At 36.2% G+C, this 24,212-nt stretch carries 25 protein-coding genes; 11 read left to right on the plus strand and 14 right to left on the minus strand.

The genetic code is table 11. The annotated features are described in order from the left end of the window. Positions 1-16 precede the first annotated feature (16 nt). The 5 genes from LB452_RS08855 to LB452_RS08875 are packed head-to-tail and all read right to left on the minus strand — an operon-like array spanning position 17 to position 4,701. Positions 17-994 (minus strand): polyprenyl synthetase family protein, encoded by a 978-nt coding sequence (locus LB452_RS08855; protein ID WP_224461376.1) that lies wholly within the window; start codon positions 992-994, stop codon positions 17-19. 49 nt (positions 995-1,043) lie between these two features. Continuing rightward, complete coding sequence (gene rlmN, locus LB452_RS08860) at positions 1,044-2,090, minus strand: 23S rRNA (adenine(2503)-C(2))-methyltransferase RlmN (RefSeq protein ID WP_224461377.1); 1,047 nt, start codon at positions 2,088-2,090, stop codon at positions 1,044-1,046. A 55-nt stretch (positions 2,091-2,145) separates the two neighbouring features. Beyond that, the gene (locus LB452_RS08865) at positions 2,146-3,009 is read right to left on the minus strand and encodes a hydroxymethylglutaryl-CoA lyase (RefSeq protein ID WP_224461378.1); all 864 of its coding nucleotides are present in this window, start codon (positions 3,007-3,009) and stop codon (positions 2,146-2,148) included. A 46-nt stretch (positions 3,010-3,055) separates the two neighbouring features. Then, complete coding sequence (locus tag LB452_RS08870; protein ID WP_224461379.1) at positions 3,056-3,673, minus strand: LysE family translocator; 618 nt, start codon at positions 3,671-3,673, stop codon at positions 3,056-3,058. A 5-nt stretch (positions 3,674-3,678) separates the two neighbouring features. After that, on the minus strand, positions 3,679-4,701 hold the full coding sequence (locus LB452_RS08875; RefSeq protein ID WP_224461380.1) for a quinone-dependent dihydroorotate dehydrogenase: 1,023 nt from the start codon (positions 4,699-4,701) through the stop codon (positions 3,679-3,681). Positions 4,702-4,808: 107 nt separating this feature from the next. Between LB452_RS08875 and pepT the strand changes: the two genes are divergently transcribed. From pepT to crcB, 3 genes are read left to right on the plus strand one after another with little or no spacing between them, the layout of a single operon-like run. Further along, positions 4,809-6,044: a peptidase T gene (gene pepT, locus LB452_RS08880; RefSeq protein ID WP_224461381.1), complete on the plus strand. Its 1,236-nt coding sequence runs from the start codon at positions 4,809-4,811 to the stop codon at positions 6,042-6,044. A gap of 54 nt (positions 6,045-6,098) precedes the next feature. Next, positions 6,099-7,139, plus strand: coding sequence for an AraC family transcriptional regulator (locus LB452_RS08885; RefSeq protein WP_224461382.1), 1,041 nt, complete (start codon positions 6,099-6,101; stop codon positions 7,137-7,139). Next, positions 7,139-7,519 carry a fluoride efflux transporter CrcB gene (gene crcB / locus LB452_RS08890; protein ID WP_224461383.1) on the plus strand — a complete coding sequence of 127 codons (381 nt, stop codon included), beginning with the start codon at positions 7,139-7,141 and terminating at the stop codon, positions 7,517-7,519. The genes LB452_RS08885 and crcB overlap by 1 nt, the downstream gene beginning before the upstream one ends. Before the next feature lie 10 nt (positions 7,520-7,529). Here crcB and LB452_RS08895 read toward each other — a convergent pair whose 3' ends face one another. From LB452_RS08895 to LB452_RS08910, 4 genes are read right to left on the minus strand one after another with little or no spacing between them, the layout of a single operon-like run. Continuing rightward, positions 7,530-8,456 (minus strand): 2-hydroxyacid dehydrogenase, encoded by a 927-nt coding sequence (locus LB452_RS08895; protein ID WP_224461384.1) that lies wholly within the window; start codon positions 8,454-8,456, stop codon positions 7,530-7,532. 10 nt (positions 8,457-8,466) lie between these two features. Further along, positions 8,467-9,096, minus strand: a complete 630-nt coding sequence (locus LB452_RS08900) for a response regulator (protein WP_224461385.1) — start codon at positions 9,094-9,096, stop codon at positions 8,467-8,469. After that, positions 9,093-10,943 (minus strand): sensor histidine kinase, encoded by a 1,851-nt coding sequence (locus LB452_RS08905; protein WP_224461386.1) that lies wholly within the window; start codon positions 10,941-10,943, stop codon positions 9,093-9,095. The genes LB452_RS08900 and LB452_RS08905 overlap by 4 nt, the downstream gene beginning before the upstream one ends. A 51-nt stretch (positions 10,944-10,994) precedes the next feature. Then, complete coding sequence (locus tag LB452_RS08910) at positions 10,995-11,225, minus strand: hypothetical protein (protein ID WP_224461387.1); 231 nt, start codon at positions 11,223-11,225, stop codon at positions 10,995-10,997. Positions 11,226-11,262: 37 nt separating this feature from the next. Here LB452_RS08910 and LB452_RS08915 point away from each other — a divergent pair, with 37 nt between their 5' ends. After that, positions 11,263-11,658, plus strand: coding sequence for a pyrophosphohydrolase domain-containing protein (locus LB452_RS08915; RefSeq protein ID WP_224461388.1), 396 nt, complete (start codon positions 11,263-11,265; stop codon positions 11,656-11,658). 98 nt (positions 11,659-11,756) lie between these two features. Here the strand turns inward: LB452_RS08915 and LB452_RS08920 are convergent, their stop codons facing one another. From LB452_RS08920 to LB452_RS08930, 3 genes are read right to left on the minus strand one after another with little or no spacing between them, the layout of a single operon-like run. After that, complete coding sequence (locus tag LB452_RS08920; RefSeq protein WP_224461389.1) at positions 11,757-12,371, minus strand: deoxynucleoside kinase; 615 nt, start codon at positions 12,369-12,371, stop codon at positions 11,757-11,759. Between the two features lie 4 nt (positions 12,372-12,375). Continuing rightward, positions 12,376-13,164, minus strand: a complete 789-nt coding sequence (locus tag LB452_RS08925; protein ID WP_224461390.1) for a hypothetical protein — start codon at positions 13,162-13,164, stop codon at positions 12,376-12,378. 43 nt (positions 13,165-13,207) lie between these two features. After that, the gene (locus tag LB452_RS08930; RefSeq protein ID WP_224461391.1) at positions 13,208-13,531 is read right to left on the minus strand and encodes a DUF6122 family protein; all 324 of its coding nucleotides are present in this window, start codon (positions 13,529-13,531) and stop codon (positions 13,208-13,210) included. A 115-nt stretch (positions 13,532-13,646) separates the two neighbouring features. Here LB452_RS08930 and rpe point away from each other — a divergent pair, with 115 nt between their 5' ends. The 4 genes from rpe to LB452_RS08950 are packed head-to-tail and all read left to right on the plus strand — an operon-like array spanning position 13,647 to position 17,344. Continuing rightward, positions 13,647-14,309 (plus strand): ribulose-phosphate 3-epimerase, encoded by a 663-nt coding sequence (gene rpe, locus LB452_RS08935; RefSeq protein WP_224461392.1) that lies wholly within the window; start codon positions 13,647-13,649, stop codon positions 14,307-14,309. A gap of 1 nt (position 14,310) precedes the next feature. Continuing rightward, positions 14,311-15,270 carry a YpdA family putative bacillithiol disulfide reductase gene (locus LB452_RS08940; RefSeq protein WP_224461393.1) on the plus strand — a complete coding sequence of 320 codons (960 nt, stop codon included), beginning with the start codon at positions 14,311-14,313 and terminating at the stop codon, positions 15,268-15,270. Between the two features lie 48 nt (positions 15,271-15,318). Beyond that, positions 15,319-16,230 (plus strand): hypothetical protein, encoded by a 912-nt coding sequence (locus tag LB452_RS08945; protein WP_224461394.1) that lies wholly within the window; start codon positions 15,319-15,321, stop codon positions 16,228-16,230. 49 nt (positions 16,231-16,279) lie between these two features. Continuing rightward, positions 16,280-17,344, plus strand: coding sequence for a flavin-containing monooxygenase (locus LB452_RS08950; protein ID WP_224461395.1), 1,065 nt, complete (start codon positions 16,280-16,282; stop codon positions 17,342-17,344). Positions 17,345-17,400: 56 nt separating this feature from the next. Here LB452_RS08950 and sucC read toward each other — a convergent pair whose 3' ends face one another. Next, complete coding sequence (gene sucC / locus LB452_RS08955) at positions 17,401-18,594, minus strand: ADP-forming succinate--CoA ligase subunit beta (protein WP_224461396.1); 1,194 nt, start codon at positions 18,592-18,594, stop codon at positions 17,401-17,403. Positions 18,595-18,717: 123 nt separating this feature from the next. Between sucC and LB452_RS08960 the strand changes: the two genes are divergently transcribed. The 3 genes from LB452_RS08960 (at position 18,718) to yidC (ending at position 22,670) form a co-directional block, all read left to right on the plus strand. Further along, positions 18,718-18,942: a DUF3820 family protein gene (locus LB452_RS08960; RefSeq protein WP_224461397.1), complete on the plus strand. Its 225-nt coding sequence runs from the start codon at positions 18,718-18,720 to the stop codon at positions 18,940-18,942. An 82-nt stretch (positions 18,943-19,024) separates the two neighbouring features. Continuing rightward, positions 19,025-20,629 carry a CTP synthase gene (locus tag LB452_RS08965; RefSeq protein ID WP_224461398.1) on the plus strand — a complete coding sequence of 535 codons (1,605 nt, stop codon included), beginning with the start codon at positions 19,025-19,027 and terminating at the stop codon, positions 20,627-20,629. A gap of 112 nt (positions 20,630-20,741) precedes the next feature. Further along, positions 20,742-22,670 carry a membrane protein insertase YidC gene (gene yidC, locus LB452_RS08970; RefSeq protein ID WP_224461399.1) on the plus strand — a complete coding sequence of 643 codons (1,929 nt, stop codon included), beginning with the start codon at positions 20,742-20,744 and terminating at the stop codon, positions 22,668-22,670. Between the two features lie 87 nt (positions 22,671-22,757). Here the strand turns inward: yidC and LB452_RS08975 are convergent, their stop codons facing one another. After that, complete coding sequence (locus tag LB452_RS08975) at positions 22,758-24,083, minus strand: fasciclin domain-containing protein (protein WP_224461400.1); 1,326 nt, start codon at positions 24,081-24,083, stop codon at positions 22,758-22,760. Positions 24,084-24,212 lie beyond the last annotated feature (129 nt).

Raw genomic sequence — 24,212 nt, forward strand, 5'->3', positions numbered from 1 at the left:
AATTAAAGGTAAAAAATTATTTTTCACGATCGATCACATAATCGATCATGAGTTGTAGAGAAGCTTTATATTTAGATTCGGGATACTGCTGTAGAATTTCTGAAGCTTCTTTTTGGAAAGCTTTCATCTTAGTTTGGGCATACTCCAAACCTCCTGTAGATTTTACAAAATCAATTACCTGGTTAACCCGCTTTTTATCCTTATTGTGATTTTTTACTGAATTTATGATCCAGTCTTTGTCTTTTTTCGACACCTGGTTCAACGTGTAAATAAGAGGAAGGGTCATTTTCTGTTCTTTGATGTCAATCCCCGTGGGTTTACCAATTTTTTGCTCCCCATAATCAAATAAATCATCTTTTATCTGAAATGCCATTCCAATAAGCTCTCCAAATTTACGCATGGATTCCACATGAGCCGAGTCAGGCTTTACTGCCGCTGCGCCGAGACTGCAACATGCCGCAATAAGTGTAGCTGTTTTTTGACGGATAATTTCGTAATAAATATCTTCGGTAATATCCAGTCTACGTGCTTTTTCAATTTGAAGCAACTCGCCTTCGCTCATCTCCCGAACCGCCACAGAAATGATTTTCAACAGGTCAAAATCATTGTTATCAATAGATAGTAACAAGCCTTTTGACAACAAAAAATCACCCACCAAAACAGCGATTTTGTTTTTCCACAAAGCATTGATGGAAAAGAAACCACGACGCTGATTGCTATCATCCACGATATCATCGTGAACCAAAGTAGCTGTATGAATTAGTTCGATAACTGATGCCCCTCGGTAAGTTCTATCATTGACCTCCCCATCAGACACCATTTTGGCTACCAAAAAAACAAACATAGGTCGCATTTGCTTACCTTTTCTATTGACTATAAAGTGGGTTATCTTGTTGAGGAGTGCTACCCGTGAAGACATAAAAAGAGAGAACTTTTTTTCAAAAAGTTCCATCTCATGAGCTATGGGTTCCTTTATTTGAGAGACTGTTTTCAAGACTCACAAATATAGAGTTTATAATATTAAGAAAATATGAAAATTAGGCTTAAACCTTCATTTTATTAGCCAACTGTCCACAGGCTGCATCAATGTCTTTACCACGAGAATGTCTTAGGGTTACAGTGATGCGATTGGCTTCCAAAGCATTCACATATTTGGCCACAGCTACATCTGTTCCTTGCTGAAACTGGCCGTCATCTATGGGATTATATTCTATGATATTCACCTTGCAAGGAATAGCTTTGCAGAATTCTACCAAAGCGCGGATATCTTCTTCTCGATCATTGATTCCATTCCAAACAATATATTCATAAGTCACAGATTTACCTGTTTTTTCATACCAATACACCAAAGAGTCTTTCAGATCGGCTAATGGAAATTTAGCATTGAAAGGCATAATTTGAGTTCTTACATCATCAATAGCCGAATGTAATGAAACCGCCAAATGAAATTTAACATCATCATCTGCAAGTTTTTTAATCATTTTTGGAACGCCCGACGTTGATAACGTAATTCGTCGTGGCGACATCCCTAGTCCTTCCGGAGAAGTTATTTTTTCAATGGACTTCAACACATTATTATAATTCATCAAAGGCTCACCCATTCCCATATATACAATATTGGAAAGCGGAATGCCATTGTAGAGTTTGCTTTCTTTATCAATCGCCACCACCTGGTCGAAAATTTCATCGGCGTTAAGGTTTCGAAGTCGTTTCAATTTTGCTGTGGCGCAAAATTTACAATCTAAACTACAGCCTACTTGTGAAGAGACACAAGCTGTAGTTCTGGACATGGTTGGAATCAAAACCGACTCCACTGTAAAGCCATCGTGAAGTTTGACTGCATTTTTGATAGTGCCATCCTTGCTTCGCTGCATCTGGTCAACTTCAATGTTATTGATCACAAAATTATCAATCAACATTTGCCGTGTTTCTTTTGACAAGTTGGTCATGTCCTCAAAGTTATAAGTCGCTTTGTTCCACAACCAATCATAAACTTGAGACCCTCTGAAGGACTTATCCCCTTGAGAGACAAAGAAGTCCTGCAATTCTTTTTTACTTAGCGCGCGTATGTCTTTCTTTGAATTTTTCACGCTGCAAAATTAGGTAAAAAAGAGGGGAATCTTGTAAAAAGTATGTTATTCGAAATTAATGATACTTATTAAATAAATCTGAAGCTTTATTGTAAGCCGATTCAAAGCTGGTCATGCGAATCGAATTATCGATATTTTTAGAATTGAAGTAAGACAACATTTTTTCGGTTTGCATGTTTCCGGTTAAGTCATCTTTTGCCATAGGGCAGCCACCAAAACCCTGAATCGCTCCATCGAATCTACGACATCCGCCGACAGTAGCGGCATGAACTTTTTCATACCAGGCGTCTGGAGTGGTATGTAAATGAGCTCCAAACTCCATAGTGGGATATTTAGGAATAAGCGTTGAGAACAAATCTTCAATCACATCTGGTGTTGAACTCCCCACTGTATCCGATAAAGAAAGAATTTTTACTCCTAAATCCGCCAACTTTTCTGTCCATTCACTCACTATATCCGTATTCCAGGGATCGCCGTAAGGATTTCCAAAACCCATAGATAAATAAGCCACAACCGATTTATCCGATGCATGTGCTATTTCTAAGATAGATTTCAACACCTCAACAGATTCAGCAATCGTTTTGTGGGTGTTACGCATTTGGAAATTTTCAGAAATCGAAAACGGATAACCCAAGTAATCAATCTCGGAAAACCTAGAAGCATCCTCTGCTCCTCTTCTATTAGCAACAATCGCCAATAATTTGCTTTGTGTTTGAGACAAATCCAACATAGACAACACTTCTGCAGTATCCTGCATTTGCGGGATAGCTTTAGGCGAGACAAAACTGCCAAAATCTATGGTATCAAAGCCGCATTTGAGTAAGGATTGGATGTATCTGGCCTTTTCATCTGTAGGGATAAAAGGCTTGATGCCTTGCATAGCATCTCTGGGACATTCAATAAGTTTCACTGATTTCATGGGCCCAAATATACAGTTTTAAGGCATTTTCAAAAGTGAATTCAACTTAAAGTAAAATCAGAATTGCTATCCCAATAAAAGTGATGACTTGAAACCACCTTAGGAATGAATAAGAAGTAGAAGACTTGAATAAAATTTTGGAGAGTTGATCTGAAAGTACAGCCACCAAACTAAAGATTACAAATGCCTGCAACATAAATAAACCGCCCAAAACATAGAATTGCATCATCAAATCCTTTTCTGTATCCCACAAAAATCCTGGAAAAAACGCCAGAAAAAATATGGTAACTTTTGGGTTTAAAATGTTCATGATAAAGCCTGTTTTAAAATCTGAAAAAGCTGATTTTTTTGAAATCACAATCTTATCCTGAGTGAAATTCTGAGGCGGGGAGGAATAGACTTTATAGGCCAGATAAAGTAAGTAAAGAGCCCCGGCGATTTTTATACTCCAAAAAAGAGGTTCAGAATTTCTGATGATCAAAGAAACTCCAAAAGCTACTAAAGAGGTGTGAATAATAATCCCAGAAACTAAACCCAGGGCAATAATAATCCCTTTTTTATACCCACCGACAAGACTTTGTGAAAGCACGTAAATAATGTCTGGCCCTGGTGAAAGCGTCAAAAATATTGATGCAATAAGAAATGGGATGAGTTGTTCCAGCATAAGATTTAGGACATTCTTTCCAAAATAGCTTGATTAATAGCTTTAACGAGTCCAGGGCCTTCGTAGACAAACCCAGTGTAAAGTTGAACCAGGCTGGCTCCCGCATCTAGTTTTTCCAGAGCATCTTCAGGAGTCATAATCCCGCCCACACCAATAATCGAAAAAGCCTTATGACTTTTTTCAGATAAAAACCGAATCACTTCAGTTGAAGATTTGGTTAAAGGTTTTCCACTCAAACCTCCTGCCTCATGTTTATTTTCTGAAGCCAAACCTTCTCTGGAAATCGTAGTATTGGTAGCGATGACTCCAGCAATTTTTGTAATCTTGACGATATCAATAATATCCAAAAGCTGAGATTCTGTAAGATCTGGTGCTATCTTAAGTAAGATTGGTTTTGGTTTCGATTTCTTTTGATTTTTAGCCTCTAAATAACTTAGTAATTTTGTAAGTGGCTCCTTATCTTGAAGTGCTCTTAAATTAGGTGTATTTGGGGAACTCACATTGACTACAAAATAATCGACACAATCGAACAAAGCTTCAAAACTAAAGTCGTAATCATCGACAGCATCCTCGTTGGGAGTAACTTTATTCTTTCCGATGTTTCCACCAATCAGAACATCTGTATTTTTTCTTAACCGCTTCACGACTTCATCGACACCCTCATTATTGAAACCCATTCTATTAATAATAGCTGAGTCTTCCTGTAATCTAAACAAGCGTTTTTTTGGATTTCCAGGTTGAGCTTTAGGAGTTACGGTTCCTATTTCAATGAAACCAAAACCTAGGTTTGACAATTCCTTGTACAATTCTGCATTTTTATCAAAACCAGCAGCTAGACCAACCGGGTTTTTAAATTTAAGTCCAAAAACTTCTCTTTCCAAGCGTTTGTCTTCAAGTGAAAACATTTTTTTTAAAACAGAAGGAATACCAGGGAGTTGATGAGCAAGCTTAATAGACTTGAAACTAAAATGATGCACTTTTTCAGGATCAAATCGAAATAAAATTGGCCTTAAAATCTGTTTGTACATCTTTCCTTAAGTTTGGTTGCAAAAATATAGTAAATCTCTCTAAGACAATCGATTTGTAGAAGGTTTAATAGCTTCAAATTCATATTTTTGAATAAAATAAAACTAGCATGATTAATTCACAAAGGCTTTTAGAAAGATTCCTTACTTATATCAAAATAGACTCTCAAAGTGATCCTAGTAGCGACGCTACTCCAAGTACCGAAAAACAATGGAACATCGCCAACCTACTCAAGAAAGAATTAGAAGATATTGGTCTTGAAGACGTCACTATAGATGACAAGGCTTATATTATGGCGACGCTTCCTTCCAACGTTGATCATGATGTGGAGACCATTGGATTTGTGTCTCATTTTGACACGTCACCAGATTTTAATGCCACTAATATTAATCCTCAAATCCATAAAAACTACGATGGAGGTGACATTGTATTAAATGCTGAACAGAATATTATCTTGTCTTCCAGCTATTTTGAAGAATTAAAAGATTACAAAGGACAAACTTTGATCACCACCGATGGAACGACATTATTGAGTGCCGATGATAAAGCAGGAGTCACAGAAATCGTTTCGGCTATGGAGTATCTGGTCAATCATCCTAAGATAAAGCACGGTAAAATAAGAGTTGGTTTTACACCCGATGAAGAAATAGGCCGAGGCGCACATCATTTCGATGTCGACAGGTTTGGAGCAAAGTATGCCTACACTATGGACGGTAGCCAAATTGGAGAACTCGAGTATGAAAATTTTAATGCTGCTTCAGCAGTCATAAAATTTAAGGGGACAAGTGTTCATCCTGGATACGCTAAAAACAAGATGGTCAATTCTATCTACATGGCTCAAAGATTTATTGACATTCTGCCCAAAGATGAAGTCCCTGAACGCACGGAAGGCTATGAAGGCTTTTTCCACCTCTCTAAAATATCCGGAGACATCGAACTTACAGAACTCAAATACATCATTAGGGATCACGATAAAGATAAGTTTGAGGCCAGAAAGCAATTGATGCAGGATATTGTTGCGAAGATGAATACCAGCATTGAAGAAGCTGATATCAGCATAGAGCTGAAGGACCAATATTTCAATATGAGGGAAAAAGTTGAGCCGATAAAGTATATTGTAGACATTGCTGAAGAGGCCATGAAACAACTTGACATCACACCTATCTTAAAACCGATAAGAGGTGGAACAGATGGGGCTCAGTTAAGCTACAAAGGTCTGCCATGTCCAAATATCTTTGCTGGGGGTCACAATTTCCATGGAAAATTTGAGTACGTTCCACTAGAAAGTATGGTGAAAGCTACCGAGGTTATTGTCAAAATCGCAGAACTAACAGCCAAGAAATAAATTCAAAAACGCTGATCTCATTTTGAGTATCTTAGCTTAAATATTTTACACATTATGAAATTTTTCAAATATCTTTTTTTCCTTATCGTACTTGTCTTTGTGGTTGGTTCACTCTACATTGCCACCATATCGCTTCCCGAAGAAAAAACCATAACTTTTGAAACTCCACTGACAGCAGAGTTGTTGAAAGAAAGAATTCAGGATTTATCAACTTATGAAAATTGGTTTAGCTTTCCTGAAAAAGCAACTTCAGAGCCAAGGCTTGGAAATGCAGAGAATTTTGAAAACACTACGCTCTCATGGCAAAATGAAACTTTTGAATCCATTAATTTTCAGAATAAATCCTTCTCTCAGGACTCAATTCAACAACGACTCGTATTAAAAACGTGGTTAAGTTCTTCTGAATTTGATATAAATTGGAATTTTGAATCTACAGATAACCAGGACTCCAAGATCACAGTTCACTTAAAATCGGATGCTGGCTTTTGGCAAAAAACTGAATATGTATTTACAAATAAAACACACTTAGAAATTACTGAAGGTGCCGTGGAAGAAGGTCTTAAAACACTTGAGCAACAAATCACCAGAGAAATCTCTGTTTATGATATCTCACCAGTGGGCAAAGTCGAAACTGGCGGATTTTACCTCCTGCATGCAACTTCTGCGTCCAGACTTGATTTTGAAAATATTTTGAAAAAATCCAATCCTACGTTCATAAGTGTTGAAAGTTTCATGAAAGAACAGAACGTCGATGTTTTTAAAGGTCGATTAATCCTTTTTGAAAATTTATATGAAGAAGCTGAAAACGTCATATTTTCTGCCGGAGTAGGAACAGAAAACCGAGTAGTCATACCGGATTATTTTGAAGTTTTATCCAAGCCAATAACCAGAAGCACGTATTTCAAAACTCAACTTAAGGGAGATTATGTCAACCTCAAAGAGCTTTTATCAATAGCTGAAGCAACCATCGAAAAAAGAGATTTAATTATTAACGGATCTTTAAAGCCTTATCTTGAATTTGCTATTGACGGAAACGATACTGTAAACCCAGCAGAATGGATTACCAATTTTTACATCCCTATAATTGAAAATTAATGAAGTCTGCATTGCTAGTTTTTTTAGGTGGTGGTTTGGGCAGTCTTGTCCGGTATTGGGTATCTCTGATTTTTAAATACCAGGTGGATACAAAACTTGATATATACGGAACTTTAACCGTTAATGTATTGGGCAGCCTAATCATAGGACTCTTAATGGGCTGGTTTTTAAAATCTGAAACCCCCAATCCAAATTTACAGTTACTACTCATCGTTGGCTTTTGTGGTGGATTTACCACATTTTCAACATTCTCATCAGAGAATATGAGTTTGCTCAAAAACAACCTATACACAGAGTTTCTTCTCTATGGCTTAGGAAGCCTTTTACTTGGAATATTAGCGGTGTTTATTGGTATTTTGGTTATAAAAAAGGGGTTTTAGGCATAGGAATTTAATACCCTTTCTCAACATCTACTTCGTTTATCAAAGATTCACCTTTTTTCATTCGATTGTAATTTTCCAAAAGCTGATTGGCTACAGATTCTGGGCCTGTCATACTCGCTATATGAGGTGTAATTTGAATTTTAGGATGATTCCAAAATGGATGAATTTCAGGTAGTGGCTCCTCCTGGAAAACATCCAGACTCGCTCCTTTTATAATATCTCTGTCTATTGCTGAAATCAAATCTGCTTCTATCAAATGTTCTCCACGTGCAACGTTGATCAAATACGCATCTTCTTTTAATTTCTCAAATAGCTGCAAATCTAAAATTCCTTTAGTTTTTGAAGTCACGGGAAGCAAACACACCAAAATTTGAGTTTTGTTTAGAAAAGCGTCTAGTTCATCTGCGCCATAAACTTTAACTCCATTAACCATTTTGGAAGAATTCGCATACCCAAAAACCTCAAATCCATTTGCCTTCAAAACTTTTCCAGCTTCCTGCCCTAAAACACCATAACCCATGATGCCAACACTCGTTTTTTCAGGTGTTTGATAGGATTTTGGTTTCCACCGTTTATCAGACTGATCCTGGAGGTGAATAAAAAGGTTTCTGGAAACAGCCAGGCACTGTAAAAGAACAAACTGACTCATATCTTCTGTCAACTGATTATCGACGATTCTTGTCACTTTCACACCTTCAGGAAGCTTGTCATCTTTTAAGATATGATTTACTCCAGCCCCCATGGATGCAATCACCTTTAAGTTTGGAAAATCTTTGTAAAGTCCTTCGGGATGTTTCCATGAAATAGCAAACTCAACATCGTCAGGCCTTTCCACATCTGGGTAAATTTGAATATCCAGAGACTCATTTTTTTCTTTTAGTGTTTTAACCCATTTATCGGGATCTCTGGTAGTGCTGACCAATAGTATTGACATAATTTATTTTTTAATCAAATTTATATTTTTTATCCATCGCATAGCGCAAAAGTTCGCCCTTACCGTAAAGACCGAGCTTGTGAGACATGTTTCTTCTGTGTGTATCTATTGTAGAAACAGCAGACTGCCTAACATCGGCAATTTCTTGAGAAGTTTTGCCTTCCGCAATAAGATCAAGGATTTCTTTTTCAGTTTGAGACAATTTTGATTTTTCAGATTTAGCTCCTTTATTAAAAAGTTCAGAAACACCTTCTAAATGATCATCAAAATAGTCGTTGCCTTCATAGACTTCTCTTATGGCAATAACCAATTCATCCATTGGAGAGGTTTTTAAGACATAGCCGTTCACTTTGGCATCAATCATTTTTCTCACCGCATCGATCTGATCAAACATGGAAAGTACGATGATCTTGATATCACTATACTCGGCTCTCAGGGCTCGGGTTAGAGAAACACCGTCCATTTTTGGCATTTTTATATCAATGATCGCTATGTCAACAGGGGTTTTCTTTAATTTTTTCAAGAAGTCCCTGCCATTATTGGTAAAAAATTCAACGTCAATATAGTCGTCATTTTCCAAACGTAAACAAATACCATCTATAAGCGTTTGGTGATCATCTGCTATTGCTACTTTTATCATAATGGTATATCTATAAGTATAGTGGTTCCTCGTCCTTCTTTAGAATCAATAGAAAAATTACCGTTCAATAATTGCACGCGCTCCTTAATGCTTTGCAATCCAAAAGAGTCATTGTTATTGATTTTATCTTTATTAAAGCCAACACCATTATCTTCAATAATGATATTAAGAAGTGAGTCTATTTTGGTGATGGAAATGGAAGCTGTTTTTGCTTTGGAATGCTTGACCACATTTGCCATGCTTTCCTGAACAATCCTAAACACATTAAGCTCCAGCTTTTCATTGAGCTTCACTTCTTCTTCTACAAATGAGTTAAAATCCACTTCAATTTTACTGAAAGAACTTATGTTTTTACTCAGCTTTTGAAGAGCTGGAAATAATCCACTATCATTCATCAAGCCGCTATGCTTGAGATGAGCTAAGGACCTGATATCTTGATAAGTTTCTTCAAGCAACTCGTGGGTCTTTTCAAGAACTTGAGAGGATGAATCCTGGATTTCAAATTCATTTTTGAAATGATCAAAATAGGACTTTATGGCCATAAAGTTTGAGCCTATGTTATCGTGAAGTTCACTCGCAATTCTCATTCTCTCTTTTTCCTGACCAACTACCAAAGCATCTAAAGCTTTCAACTGCTGTTTTTTCAGCTTTTCTTCAATTTTTTTGATTTCCAAAGCTTTGTCTTTTTGGATAATCTCCTCTTTTCGCCTGGCATTCTTATAGACAGAAAAAGATAAAAATGTGAGTAATACCAAAGCTCCAAGAGAACCAAGTATTAAAGCTTCATTCCTTTGATTTTCCTTTTCTAAAATTAGATTTTCCTTTTCTTTTTTCTCAGCTTCAAAGCGGGTAAGGTTTATATTTTGCTTTTGGATGTTCAAACTGTCTCGATACTGAAGAGACCTGTTGAGATAAGAGTAAGCAGAGTCCAGTTGACTTATCTCCTTATAATCTTCTGCAAGCTTTTGATTGATATAGGCTGTAAGCTCATAATCATAATTGAAATTTCTACAGTCGTTGGCCTTCTTAGTCCAAAAAATTGCCTTTTCATAATCCTCAGTATACCGACTCAAATCTCCTAAACTAAAGTAACCTAAGGCTACTTTATGAGGAAGACCTAGCTCTTTGTTTATTTTAATTGCTTTATTGTAATAATACGAAGCCGAATCTTTGTCTATAATAACATCTGTATAATAGAAGGCATGAAACGTGTGTACCACCCCTAATTTATAAGGGCTAAAATCTTGTTCCAGATAACCATAAGCATTTTGGATATGGTCAAGAAACTTGGCTGTAGTATCATTTTCTTGCTCAAGACTTTCAAAAGCTAGTTCTAATTCAAGATCAACAAGTTGTAGTGTATCCTTTGTTTTCACTGCCAACTCTTGAAATGCTTTGAGATAATCTACAGGATTTTGATAAATATCTGGATTTGCAATTGCATAAAAAAGATCAAGATTGATGGAATTGTAATTGACTAGGTCATCAATTTCTTTATAATATTTCTGAGCAATCAAATAATTATTCGCAGCGAGGTCAAAATTGCTATTCAGGTCATAAGATTCTGCCAGATTATGATAGTAATAAGCCTTTTGCTTAGTGTTTAATTGAGTTGTATCCAGATTAAATAAAACTTCAAAAGACTGTTCGAGGTGCTTAAAAGTATTATGGTATTTGGATTGAGCTAATTTTAAGTTTATAGCATCTACTTCGTTAGATTCAAAAAGGAGTGTTTCTAAATTGTTGTAATTGTTGTATCTAAATAATTGATCAATTTCATCTGTTTGAGCATAACTAGAAAAACTGAAAAACAGAATAAGACAAACGATATTCCTAGATAAGATCATTGACTCACTTTAGTAGAATTGGAACTTAAAGTTAAAATTATTTTTAATTTTTTAAGAGCCCCCCATCATATTTCTTATAAGATCCAGCAAAGATTCGTCTCTCCAGTAAAATCTTAAGAAAACTAACGAAATAATGAAAATAAAAAAACCCAACAAAACGAATAGAGTCCCCTTATAATATCTGCTGTGCATGCCTTTATCTTTGATGTATGAATAAATCAAAATAGATACAAAAGCCACAACAAAAAAAATGATAAAGGCAATACGTCCAGGAGTAAACATAAATGTTTTATTTTACGCAAAAATACTCCTTATTCTTATGAAAAAACAGCTAGACCAAGTAAAAAAATTCCATAAAGCTTTCGGATTGGACGTTTCCCAAACACAACAGGCCAATTTAGGACTTGAGAAAAATTTGTTACGTTATAAACTCATGAGGGAAGAAAATGAAGAATATCTGGATGCAGCAATGCAAGGGGATCTTACAGAAGTTGCTGATGCTCTTGGTGACATGCTATACATTCTTTGCGGGACTATTCTATCTCATGGTATGCAGCATAAAATTGAAGAGGTCTTTGATGAAATACACACTAGCAATATGAGTAAACTTGGTGAGGATGGAAAACCAATTTACCGAGAGGATGGAAAAGTGTTAAAAGGTCCCAACTATTTTAGGCCCGATATCAAGAAGATAATCGGAGATAGTAAGTCGTGAGTCGTAAGTCCTAAGTCAAAATTCACTCGGTTAAAAATTAGAAATATCAAATTTGATATGAAGAATACTCTCTCCTTGGGGGAGTAGGGTCAGGAACTTTAAAATAATCCATTAATTTCTCCGTCGATTTTATTCAAGATTACTCCTAGATCTTCAGGTTTATCGACAAAATCTAACTCATCAACATCGATAATTAGCAACTTACCTTTATTATAAGTTTGTATCCAAGCTTCGTAGCGTTCATTGAGTTTATTCAGATAATCTATGGAGATAGAATTCTCATATTCTCTTCCTCGTTTTTGAATTTGCTTGACCAGATTTGGCACACTGCTTCTAAGGTAGATCAATAGATCCGGGGATTCTGTTACAGACTCCATGAGGTTGAACAGAGAGGAATAATTTTCATAATCTCTGTTGGACATTAAACCCATAGCGTGAAGATTGGGAGCAAAGATAAATGCATCTTCATAAATAGTTCGATCCTGAATGATATCAATATTACTCTCACGGATTTGTAAAATCTGTCTAAAACGGCTGTTCAAAAAATAAATCTGCAAGTTAAATGACCAACGCTTCATGTCTTCGTAAAAATCCTCCAAAAATGGATTTTCAATGACGTCTTCGTATTCTGCTTTCCAATTGTAATGTTTTGCGATAAATCTTGTGAGTGTAGTTTTTCCAGCTCCTATATTCCCAGCGATTGCAACGTGCATAAAATCAGTTATTTACTATGTTTATCCTGTACGTGTAGAGTACTTTATCGCTGTAAATATAGATGTTTTCACCATTGAAATAAAATTGATTGAAGGTAATTTCTGGTTTTTTAAAGATGATTTTATCCTCTGCGTACTGACCAAAAACTTCGAGATACAATTCGGTTTGAATCATGATCTGGTTTTTGAAAATATTGAAAGAGACAGCGTTTTCATAATTGAATTGGTCGATCAAGCTCCCATTGATATTGAATTTCGAGAAGCCGTTAGGATGGAGTAACCATGAAAAATTATAATTGCTTTTCATCGCCAAGACTTCTCTGTTGATGGGTAAGGAGGAACTTCTGGTCCGGAACTCTTGATAGTCAAAAAGCTCAAGCTGTTGAAGATCAGCATTGAATATCCAAAGTAAATTATCTTTGGAAATACCAGCAAAATCAACTGTTTTAAAATCTGAAATAACATTGAAATTTATTCGCTCAACTTCATTTAAGCGATTATCCAAAATTACCAGGGTATTTGCTTCTTTGTAAAACAAAAGGATTTTCAGTGGATTCAATAAATCGACACTTTCCAGTTCACCTAATTGCAAATCTTGAAACTGAAATTGTTTTTGATTTTCAGTTTTGTAAAACACATTATTCTTAGAAAAATATAAACGTTGATAAGTATCAACCCCCCAAAACTGATCGGCGTTAACAGGTAATCTATCTACCATCTTTAAGCTAACTGGTTGTGCACTTAAAGCTAACGCAAACAAATTCAGGAGAAAAAAAAGAGAAAAACGCTTCATTAAAATAAAATGTTTTGAAATATACCAAATTAACTGTTATGGCTCAAATGCCTGACCATAAGCAATCAATGCCGTCAGTGATCATATGGAAAACAAGCCCTATGAATGCAAGTTTTAACCACTTATTTTTGAATAAAAAAATTCCTGCGACATAAATAATAATGGCAATTTCGGAATGAAATGTATGGAAACCAACGCTACAGCGGTTTGGATCAAAAATGGGGGTTGCCCACAAGTGATCAATGTCTACGAGCATTGTCGAAAGTAATATCAGGAAACCTTTCCAGACTTGCCTTGGATTGTAAATCCATGCTATAGCAATTATGACTACAAAATGATTGAGATAATGAACTAAAAATTGCCACATTCTATTTTTCTATATCTTGCAAAATACAGTTAAACACCTCTTAAACACAAGCCGTTTTACTAAATATGTAGTGTTTTAAGCATTCAAAACCTTATTTTTGCATAAAATTTTACCTATGAGCAACAAACTAATTGCCCCTTCCCTACTCGCTGCAGATTTTGCCAACTTACAACGTGACATAGAGCTCATAAATGAGAGCGAAGCAGATTGGTTCCATATCGATATTATGGATGGTGTTTTTGTTCCTAATATTTCATTTGGAATGCCTGTTCTAAAAGCAATAACAAAACATACCAAAAAATTTGTAGATGTGCATTTGATGATTGTAGATCCAGATCGGTATATCAAGGATTTTGCAGATTTAGGTTCCAATATGTTGACAGTGCATTATGAGGCTTGTACACATTTACATAGAAGTCTTCAGTCCATTAAACAACACGGCATGCAAGCCGGCGTAGCTTTAAATCCGCATACCAATGTTGAGTTGCTAAGAGATTGCATTACTGATATTGATATGGTTTGCTTGATGAGTGTGAATCCAGGCTTTGGTGGTCAGCATTTTATAAAGCGAACATATGATAAAGTAAAACAGCTAAAAGCTTTAATTGAAGAGGAAGGTGCCTCTACTAAAATTGAAATAGATGGCGGAGTAACCAATAAGAATGCGGAAAAGCTTGTCAATATAGGAGCTGATGTTTTGGTTGCAGGTAGTTACGTATTCAAATCTGAGGATCCGAAACAAACAATCTACGATTTGAAAAATTTGATAAATAAATAACATGGTATATGATGTTCTTATAGTTGGTGGTGGCCCAATAGGCATTGCTTGCGCGCTTGAGGCAAAAAAGAAAAATCTTTCTTATGTCATTATTGAAAAAGGTGCGCTGGTAAATTCACTGTACAACTATCCAGATAAAATGACTTTCTTTTCTACTTCAGAAAAGTTGGAGCTAGACGATATTCCATTTGTAAGCACAAACTCCAAGCCTTCAAAGCAGGAAGCTCTGGAATATTACAGGAGAATTGTTGAATCCAAGCAAGTTCACATTCAGCTATTTGAGGAGGTTAAAAATGTTTATAGCGAAGATCATGTGTTTACAACAACCACTTCAAAAAGTAAATATCAGTCCAAGAATGTTGTAATCGCAACAGGTTTCTATGATATTCCAAATTACTTGAACATTCCTGGTGAAGAATTGGATAAGGTGACTCATTATTACAAAGATCCACATTATTATGCTACCCAAAAAGTAGTGGTGGTTGGCGCTAGTAATTCGTCTGTAGATGCAGCTCTGGAAACTTATAGAAAAGGAGCTGAAGTCACGATGATAGTAAGAGGAGAACAGATTGGAGAGCGTGTAAAATATTGGGTCAGACCAGATGTGATCAACAGGATAAAAGAAGGGAGTATTACAGCTCATTTCAATTCTGAACTGACAGAAGTTGGTCAGGATTACGTTAAATTTAAAGATGAAGAGGGTAAAATCCAAACGCTGGAAAATGATTTCGTTTTAGCATTAACCGGTTACAGGCCGAATTTTAAATTTTTAGAGAAACTTGGAATCAAGCTCAGTGAGGATCAACTTTCTATTCCAGAATATAATGAGCAAACCATGCAAACCAATATTGATGGGATTTATCTAGCTGGTGTCATCTGCGGGGGAATGGAGACCCATAAATGGTTCATCGAGAATTCAAGGATTCATGCCAAAATGATCATTGCGGATATTATATCTTAAATAACGATTGTGTGGGATTGTGATAAAACAATTTAATTATATTTAGGCATGTCAAAACACAAGCTTTCAAAATTTTATTCTTCAGTGAATTCCTTTTTTCTTTCAGAATCGCTGAAAGAAAAACTTGAAAAAGTCATAGTTATTGCCGCTATTATCAGTTTTGCGATTCACCTGGGGATTATCGGCTTGATTGATTTTAACTTGTTGGACATCGGGGAATATGATGGCAATTTTATAATTAGTCCTATTTCGGCTATCTATACGCCATTTTCGATCATTCTTATTTACGAGGTTTATCTTTTGGTTTTTTATTTACCGAAATCAATTACAATCTACATTGGCAAACAATATGAGATCATCACCTTGATTTTGATAAGAAAAATATTTTATGATTTATCCAATTTAGAATTTTCTTCAAGCTGGTTTTCTATAGAAGGAGATATACAATTCACGATAGATATTGTAGCTACTTTAGTCTTGTTTTATTTGATATACACCTTTTACAAGTTAAACTCTAAAAATAAGGTTGAGAAAGAAAAAATCACTTCAAAAACAAAATCTCACATTAAAGTGAAAAATATATTCGCTACCATTCTAGTACCAACTATTGTCCTCCTCGCGCTTTTTTCCTTTGGAAGTTGGTTTTATGAAACTATTTCAGGTACAGAGTATTCTTCCGTATCTATTAAATCAGTGAATACTATATTTTTTGATGATTTCTTTACAGTACTTATCTTAATTGATGTGTTATTACTTTTATTTTCATTTCTACAAACTGAAGAATTTAGTCGTGTTATACGCAATTCTGGATTTGTTATTTCAACTATTCTCATCAAGTTATCGTTCTCTGCAGACAACATTATCAACACCATCCTTATCGTTGTGGCTGTCAGCTTTGGAGTTATCATTCTTCACATTTATAATAAATACTTTAAACTGAATCAAACGCTGAAAGCATAATATTTGCTTTTGAAAGGATTATAGCTTATATTATTGGAAACATTTTAAAATGTATGATTTTATAATAATAGGTGCCGCACAGGCTGGCCTTTCCATGGCTTATGAACTCGAACAGCAAGGAAAAAGCTATATAGTCTTAGACAAAGAAGATGAAGTAGGAGCTTCTTGGCTTAAGCGATGGGATTCCTTGACACTTTTTACACCTTCAGAATTTAATAATCTGAAAGGAATGGATTTTCCAAAACCAAAAGGCCACTATCCAAATAAATATGAAGTTGCTGATTACTTCAAAGCCTATGTCGATAAATTTGAATTTCCTATTCGCTTCAATACTTTAGTGACTGAGGTTGAGGATAAAACCGATTATTTCGTTATCAAACATGAAGATGGATTTTATGAGGCCGAGCAAGTCATCATAGCAACCGGCCCCTTTCACATCCCTTACACTCCACCATTTCACAGCAAAATCGATTCATCGATTTTCCAAATTCACAGTGACTATTATAAAAATCCAAATCAGTTACAGGATGGTAAAGCCATGGTGGTTGGCGCCGGAGATTCTGGATATCAAATTCTGGAGGAAATTTCAGATACCAATCGTGAGGTTTATTTTTCTGGAGACACGGATGTAAAAACTTTACCTCAGGAATTTCTTGGAAAAACATTGTGGTGGTGGTTTACCAAAACAGGCTATTTAAGTTTTGGTAAAGATTCCTGGCTTGGTAAAAAAATAAGTGAATCCAAACAGCCTGTTATTGGCGTGGATGTAAAAGGTATTCTAAACAAAGATAATGTTGTTCCCGTTGGAAAAACGATAGATGCCTATCAAAACACAATTGTAACTGAAAAAGCTAAATTACTAGACATCAGAAACATCATTTGGGCCACAGGATACAGACCAAAATTTGATTGGATTGAGGGTCTCGAACTTGATAAAAACGGCTACCCAGTTCATCACAGAGGGGTAAGTAATGTGAACGGTCTTTATTTTATAGGACTTCCATGGCTTCATACTCGAGCCTCAGCTACTCTGGGTGGTATTAAAAAAGATGCAGATTATTTGGCCGATTATATCAAGAATAAAACTTCGAGCCAAAAACCTATTTCAGTCTAAAACACAAAAAACCCTCGATACATCGAGGGTTTCTATATTCTATAAAGTCGAAATTTTTAAGCTAAGACTTCTTGAACTTTATCTGCAGCTTCTTTAAATTGAACAGCAGTTTTCACGTCAATACCAGCCTCTTTGATCAATTCTACTGCTTTTTCGGCATTGGTTCCTTGAAGTCTTACGATAATAGGAACAGTGATCTGGTCTCCCATGTTTTTATAAGCTTCTATGATACCTTCGGCAACACGATCGCATCTTACAATACCTCCAAAAATGTTGATTAGGATAGCTTCTACTTTTTCATCTTTTAAAATGAGTTTGAAAGCCTGTTCCACTCTCTTAGCATCAGCTGTACCACCAACATCTAGGAAGTTAGCAGGTTCTCCTCCAGCAAATTTGATTAAGTCCATAGTTGCCATAGCAAGTCCAGCACCGTTTACCATACAACCAACATTTCCGTCAAGGTTGACATAACTCAAGCCAGCATCTCTTGCTTCCACTTCTGTTGGATCTTCTTCACGCGTATCACGCATGCTTTGGTAATCTTTATGTCTGAATAAAGCTGAATCGTCTAAAGTTACTTTAGCATCGACAGCTACAATTTTATCGTCACTTGTTTTTAGTACAGGATTGATCTCAAATAAAGAAGAATCTGATCCGTCGTAAGCATTGTAAAGTGCAGTGACGAATTTTGTCATTTCTTTGAAAGCTTTTCCTTCAAGACCAAAGTTAAACGCAATTTTACGTGCTTGGAAAGGTAAAATTCCTGTTGCAGGATCAATTTCTTCTGTAAATATTCTTTCAGGAGTTTTTTCTGCAACACTTTCGATGTCCACACCCCCTTCTGGAGAATACATAATCATATTTCTTCCGGTTGCTCTATTAAGCAAAACGGACATGTAGTATTCATCTGGCTCATTATCACCTGGATAATATACATCTTCAGTTATAAGAATTTGGTGTACTTCCTTACCCTCCTTGCTTGTTTGAGGTGTTACCAAATGCATTCCTAATATTTCGTCTGCAATTTGTTCAACTTCCTTAAGGTTTTTAGCGAGTTTAACGCCACCACCTTTACCACGACCACCGGCATGAACCTGGGCTTTGATAACGTGCCATCCAGTTCCGGTTTCTTCAGTTAATTTTTTTGCAGCTTCAACAGCTTCTTTTGGGGTATGAGCTAAAATTCCTTTTTGGATGCCTACGCCAAAGCTACTTAATATTTCTTTGCCTTGATATTCATGTAAATTCATAATCAGGTTTTATAGTATAATTTGGTTGACAAAAGTAATAATTAAAAGTTTGGCTACAATAATTTAAAAGGGTTTCTTAGCAACATGAGTAAAAGCCTATCTCATGCCTAGAATTGACTGTTAATGAATTCTGAATCTCACAAAAATGCTCTAATCGAACTTGCCAATGCTAAAATGCACTTTGGTAAATACAAGGGCTATTATCTTTCTGATATTCCAGAATATTACTTGATATGGTTTAAACGAAAGGGATTTCCAGAAAATAAACTTGGTCGACAAATGCAAGAAGTATTGGAACTGAAAGAGAATGGTTTGGAAGACATCCTGAGAAGGATAAGAAGAAGCTAAGGATTTTTAAACTAATTCTAAGTTTAAGCAAAAATTAAATGATATTTTTGCATCCCGTATAGACACAAAACTCTCAACACAAATGGCCGATACAAAGTATATTTTTGTAACAGGCGGTGTTTCTTCGTCTTTAGGGAAAGGAATAATCGCAGCATCACTAGCAAAACTTCTACAGGCAAGAGGTTATAAATTAACCATTCAAAAGCTTGACCCTTATATCAATATAGATCCTGGTACGCTCAATCCTTATGAACATGGAGAGTGTTTTGTAACTGAAGATGGCGCAGAAACAGACTTGGATCTTGGACACTACGAGCGATTTTTAAACGTCAATACCTCTCAGGCCAATAATGTGACGACTGGTAAAATTTACCAAAGCGTCATTGATAAAGAAAGAAGAGGAGACTTCCTCGGAAAAACAGTACAGGTTGTTCCTCACATTACCAACGAAATAAAAGAGCGCATACAAATTCTCGGACAAGACAATAAGTATGACATCGTTATTACTGAAATTGGAGGAACTGTAGGTGATATTGAATCTTTACCTTATATAGAAGCTGTAAGACAACTCAAGTGGGAACTTGGTGAGCACAATGCTCTAGTAATTCATTTGACATTGATCCCATACCTCTCTGCCGCAAAAGAGCTTAAAACCAAGCCTACTCAACACAGTGTAAAAACACTCATGGAAAGTGGAATCTCTCCAGAGATATTGGTGTGCAGAACAGAGCATGAAATCAATGATGATATCAGAAACAAACTGGCATTGTTCTGTAATGTCAAAAAAGAGGCTGTCATACAGTCTATAGATGCAGCGTCTATATATGAAGTTCCAGGGCTTATGGCAGAAGAAGGGTTGGATACCATTACCCTGAAAAAGTTAAACCTTAAAGATGATGTAGTTCCGGATTTGGAAAAGTGGAACTTCTTTGTTGACAAACTAAAAAATGCGACTGAAGAGATTTCAATAGGATTGGTGGGTAAGTATGTAGATCTTCAAGATTCTTACAAATCAATTTTGGAATCGTTTATACATGCCGGGGCTTATAACGACGTTAAAGTAAATGTGGTTTGGATCAACTCCGAAGACACTGAACACAACGAAACTATTTATAAAAATTTGGATGGGCTCCTGGTGGCTCCAGGTTTTGGAGAGCGCGGTATTGAAGGTAAAATAGCAGCTGTTGAATTTGCGAGGACTCACAAAGTTCCATTTTTAGGAATCTGCCTTGGTCTGCAAATGGCAGTTATAGAATTTTCTCGAAATGTTTTAAAGATAGCAGAAGCAAATTCAGAAGAAATGGATCCAAACACTCCGCATCCTGTCATTGGCCTTATGAAAGATCAAAAAGACTTAAAACAGATGGGAGGCACGATGCGACTTGGTGCATGGGACTGTAAGTTTGAAGCTGGTTCTAAATTATCTGAAATTTATGGAACAACAGAAATTTCTGAAAGACATCGCCACAGATACGAAGTCAATAACGAGTATGTTGAAGACCTTGAGAAAAACGGCATGCTATGTTCTGGCAGGAATCCAAAAACAGGGCTTGTAGAAACTATTGAGCTGAAAGACCATCCATGGTTTGTAGGGGTGCAATATCACCCTGAATATAAAAGCACAGTAGCTACACCACATCCGCTTTTCTTAAGCTTTGTAGAAGCGGCCAAAAAATTTCGTAAATAACTGAAACATGATCGTTTCTGTAAATTAACCCACAATAACCTCACTTAAATAAAATTAAATGTTGATTTTTGCACGTATTTTGAAAAATTAAGTTTTACAATAGTTATAGTCAATGGAAGAAAAGAAGACGTTTGATAAGAACTCTATTATAGGATTTGCTCTTATTGGATTAATTTTAATTTGGGTCATGTACATGAACCCTACTGAAGAATTAGCCCCAGAGAAGGAGACTACCGAACAAGTAGAAAAAGATACTCAGGGAGATTCTCCAGTTTCAAATATCCCAAGTTCCCCAACGCCTTCTGAAGAAGTGCCCGGAAGTTTACAAGATTCTGTAAACGCTGAACTTGCCAAAAGAGAATATGGTGCTTTTGCTTATTCTGCCATACAAGATTTCGCCAAGGATGAGGCGGTAACGACTATTGAAAATGATGTTTTAGAACTGAAGGTAAGCAGTAAAGGGGGGCAGATTGTTGAGGCTAAAATGAAAAAACATGACACCTACAAAGGTGATCCTGTTTATTTGATAAAAGATGGTAATGCTGATTTCAATATTTCTTTTGAAGCCAGCGATGGTCGCACCTACAATACCCGTGATCTTTACTTTGAACCTAATTTAAGCACAGATAACGGCAACCAGACTCTGAGCATGAGAGCTAAGGTGTCTGACATCGAATTTCTGGAATTTTACTACGAGCTTGAGCCAGATGATTACATGATGAATTTCGGCATTCGTTCTCAAGGCCTAAGTAATGTTATTTCTTCTGAAAATGCCAATCTTTCCTGGGAAGTTAAAGCAATACGTAAAGCCAAAAGTATTTCTTACGAAAATAAATATACAGAAATTGTTTACCTCTATGAAGGTGATAAAGACGATTATACTGGACAAGGTGATGAAGCCATAGAGGAAGACAAACTTATTGAGTGGATTGCCTTCAAACAGCATTTCTTTACTTCTGTGTTATTAACAGACAATCCTTTTTCAAAAGGAAAAATGACTTCAAGAAAACTAGTTCAGGATGAGCAAGTGGATACCTTATTTACTAAAAACTTTCTTGCTGAAGTTCCTCTTCAACTCAAAAACGGGGAGTTTACTGAAAGCATGAACTGGTATCATGGTCCATCAGATTTTGATATTTTAAGCGATTATGAACGTAATTTAGATGAAATCGTTCCCTTAGGCTGGGGACTCTTTGGATGGATCAATAGATACGTCTTTATACCTTTCTTTGGCTTTTTGAGCAGTTCACTGCCAAGTTATGGATTAGCCATTATTGTGATGACTATCGCTGTAAGAATTGTTCTTTCCCCGGTGACTTATAAGTCTTATTTATCTCAGGCTAAAATGAAAGTTTTAAAACCAGAGATCAACGAAATCAACGAGAAGTATAAGGACAATGCGATGAAAAAGCAGCAGGAAACGATGAAGCTGTACAGCAAAACAGGTGTAAGTCCGTTGGCAGGATGTATTCCTGCCCTGCTACAGATACCCGTCTTCTACGCGCTTTTCCAGTTCTTTCCCAGTGCTTTCGATTTAAGGCAAAAAGGATTCTTATGGGCAGACGATTTATCGAGTTACGATGTGATTTTTGAATGGGATGCGTATATACCACTAGTATCATGGGCTTACGGTAACCACATAAGTTTATTTCCTATTCTTGCTTCGGTTGCGATATTTTTTTACACGCAGATGACTGCTGGGCAAAACATGCAGCAAAGCTCACAACCAGGTATGCCAAACATGAAAGTGATCATGTACTTTGCACCTTTGGTTATGCTTATATTCTTCAACAATTACGCGAGTGGTTTATCGCTATACTATTTCATTTCAAACTTGATCACCATAGGTATCATGTTAGTTATAAAACATGTGATAATAGATGAGAATAAAATCTTAGCCAAAATCGAAGAGAAAAAGAAAAAGCCTAAAAAGAAAGGTAAGTTCGGTAAGAAGTTTCAGGAGATAATGGAACAAGCAGCTGAACAGCAGAAAAAGAAACAAGGTGACAAAGATGATAATAAGAAAATAGACAAGAAGTAGTTGCCTTATTAAATTAAAAAAATTATTAAATTAAAAAAAAGGAGTCCATTCTGGACTCCTTTTTATGTTTAAAAGCTATAGCCTATATTAATTCACATTGATATCACCATTCATCCCTGAATGTATAGTGCAGATGTAATCATTGATTTCCGCAGCTAATTCTGCTGTAAGCGTAAAATCAAACTGCATTCCATCAGTGACAAAATTTACATCAGGATCAGCCTCGAAAGAGCCTTGTGCACTTTGACTCAAGAGAGCATCTCCATTTGCATTTCTTAGTTCAAATGGATGTGAACTAGCACCTGTTATGGTTAATTCATAACGTGTTCCTTCTGTAAGTGTCCAGGTGCTATTATTAGAATCTAGACTTGTTGGCTGCTCACTACCCGTAATACTACTCACATAAAAAGCCTGTGCTCCGTCATTATCTACGGTCATTTCTACAGTATTCGGAGCTGGTTCAGGTTCTAAGCCTAAATCTGGGAGAATTACCGTACTCACAACATGTGTAATTCCGTTTCCTGCTTGGACATCAGTAACAACTATTTCAATTGTCCTTCCATTTTGGTCTGTTATAGTTGTCCCATTAAGTTCAAAAGTCTCACCCAAAGTTGTAACTGTTCCTGTTGGAAGTCCAGAAGATTTAATGTTTGCTCCACCAATCACATGGGTATTTAAAACTGACGTTAAAGTTGTTTCATCAATGTCTGCCAGACTGTCGAATCCAAGTTCAGCAAGTAAACCTGTAAACGCGTCGTTGGTAGGTGCAAATATTGTAAACGGAGCCGGACTTTCAAATGAACTTAATGTACCGACAAAATTGGGTTCTTCATCTCTAGTTAAAGCCTGTTCTAAAGTTTCAAAAGTTGAATCTGCTATTACAAAAGTGGTCACATCTGGAATTGTGATAACCTCGTTTACAATGTGTACAACACCATTAGATGCCATATTATCGGGTTCAGTTACTGTCGAAGTTCCGTTTAAAGTAACATCAGTTCCAACATTGATGTATAAACTTAGGTTGTTTTCCTCACCTGAAACCTGCTCAGTTGCTAAGGTGTTTAAATATGCCGTAGATAATGCTGATGACTCGGCAGAGCCTTCCAAGACGTGGTTTAATAGAATATTGGTGACTTGTTCACTTGTAAGGCCTGAAGTATCAATACCCTCAAAAGCATTGTCTGTCGGTGCGAATACGGTATAAATACCATTATTAAGCACTTGCTCTAAGCCATTTGAAACTAGCAAATCTTCCAAAATATTATGATATGGACTATCTGCGATGATCTCGAAAGTAGTTGGATTATTGTTGATTGGCTCGCCAGCACCATAACCGTCTTCATCGCTACTACAGGAACTTACTCCAATCATCAATACTGCTATTAAAACTAAATTTCTTACTGCATTTTTCATTTTCTAAGTTCAAGTTATAAGTGCAACATGTAAGTTTAAAATACTGCGGGCTAGCCCGCAGTATTTTAGGTTCAATAGTTATATTGATCTTGCATGAAAAAATACAAACAACTGACCTTAGGTCAAAGA

This window comes from Psychroflexus longus, from assembly GCF_020164595.1.
In the GTDB taxonomy this organism is placed as follows: Bacteria; Bacteroidota; Bacteroidia; order Flavobacteriales; family Flavobacteriaceae; genus Psychroflexus; species Psychroflexus longus.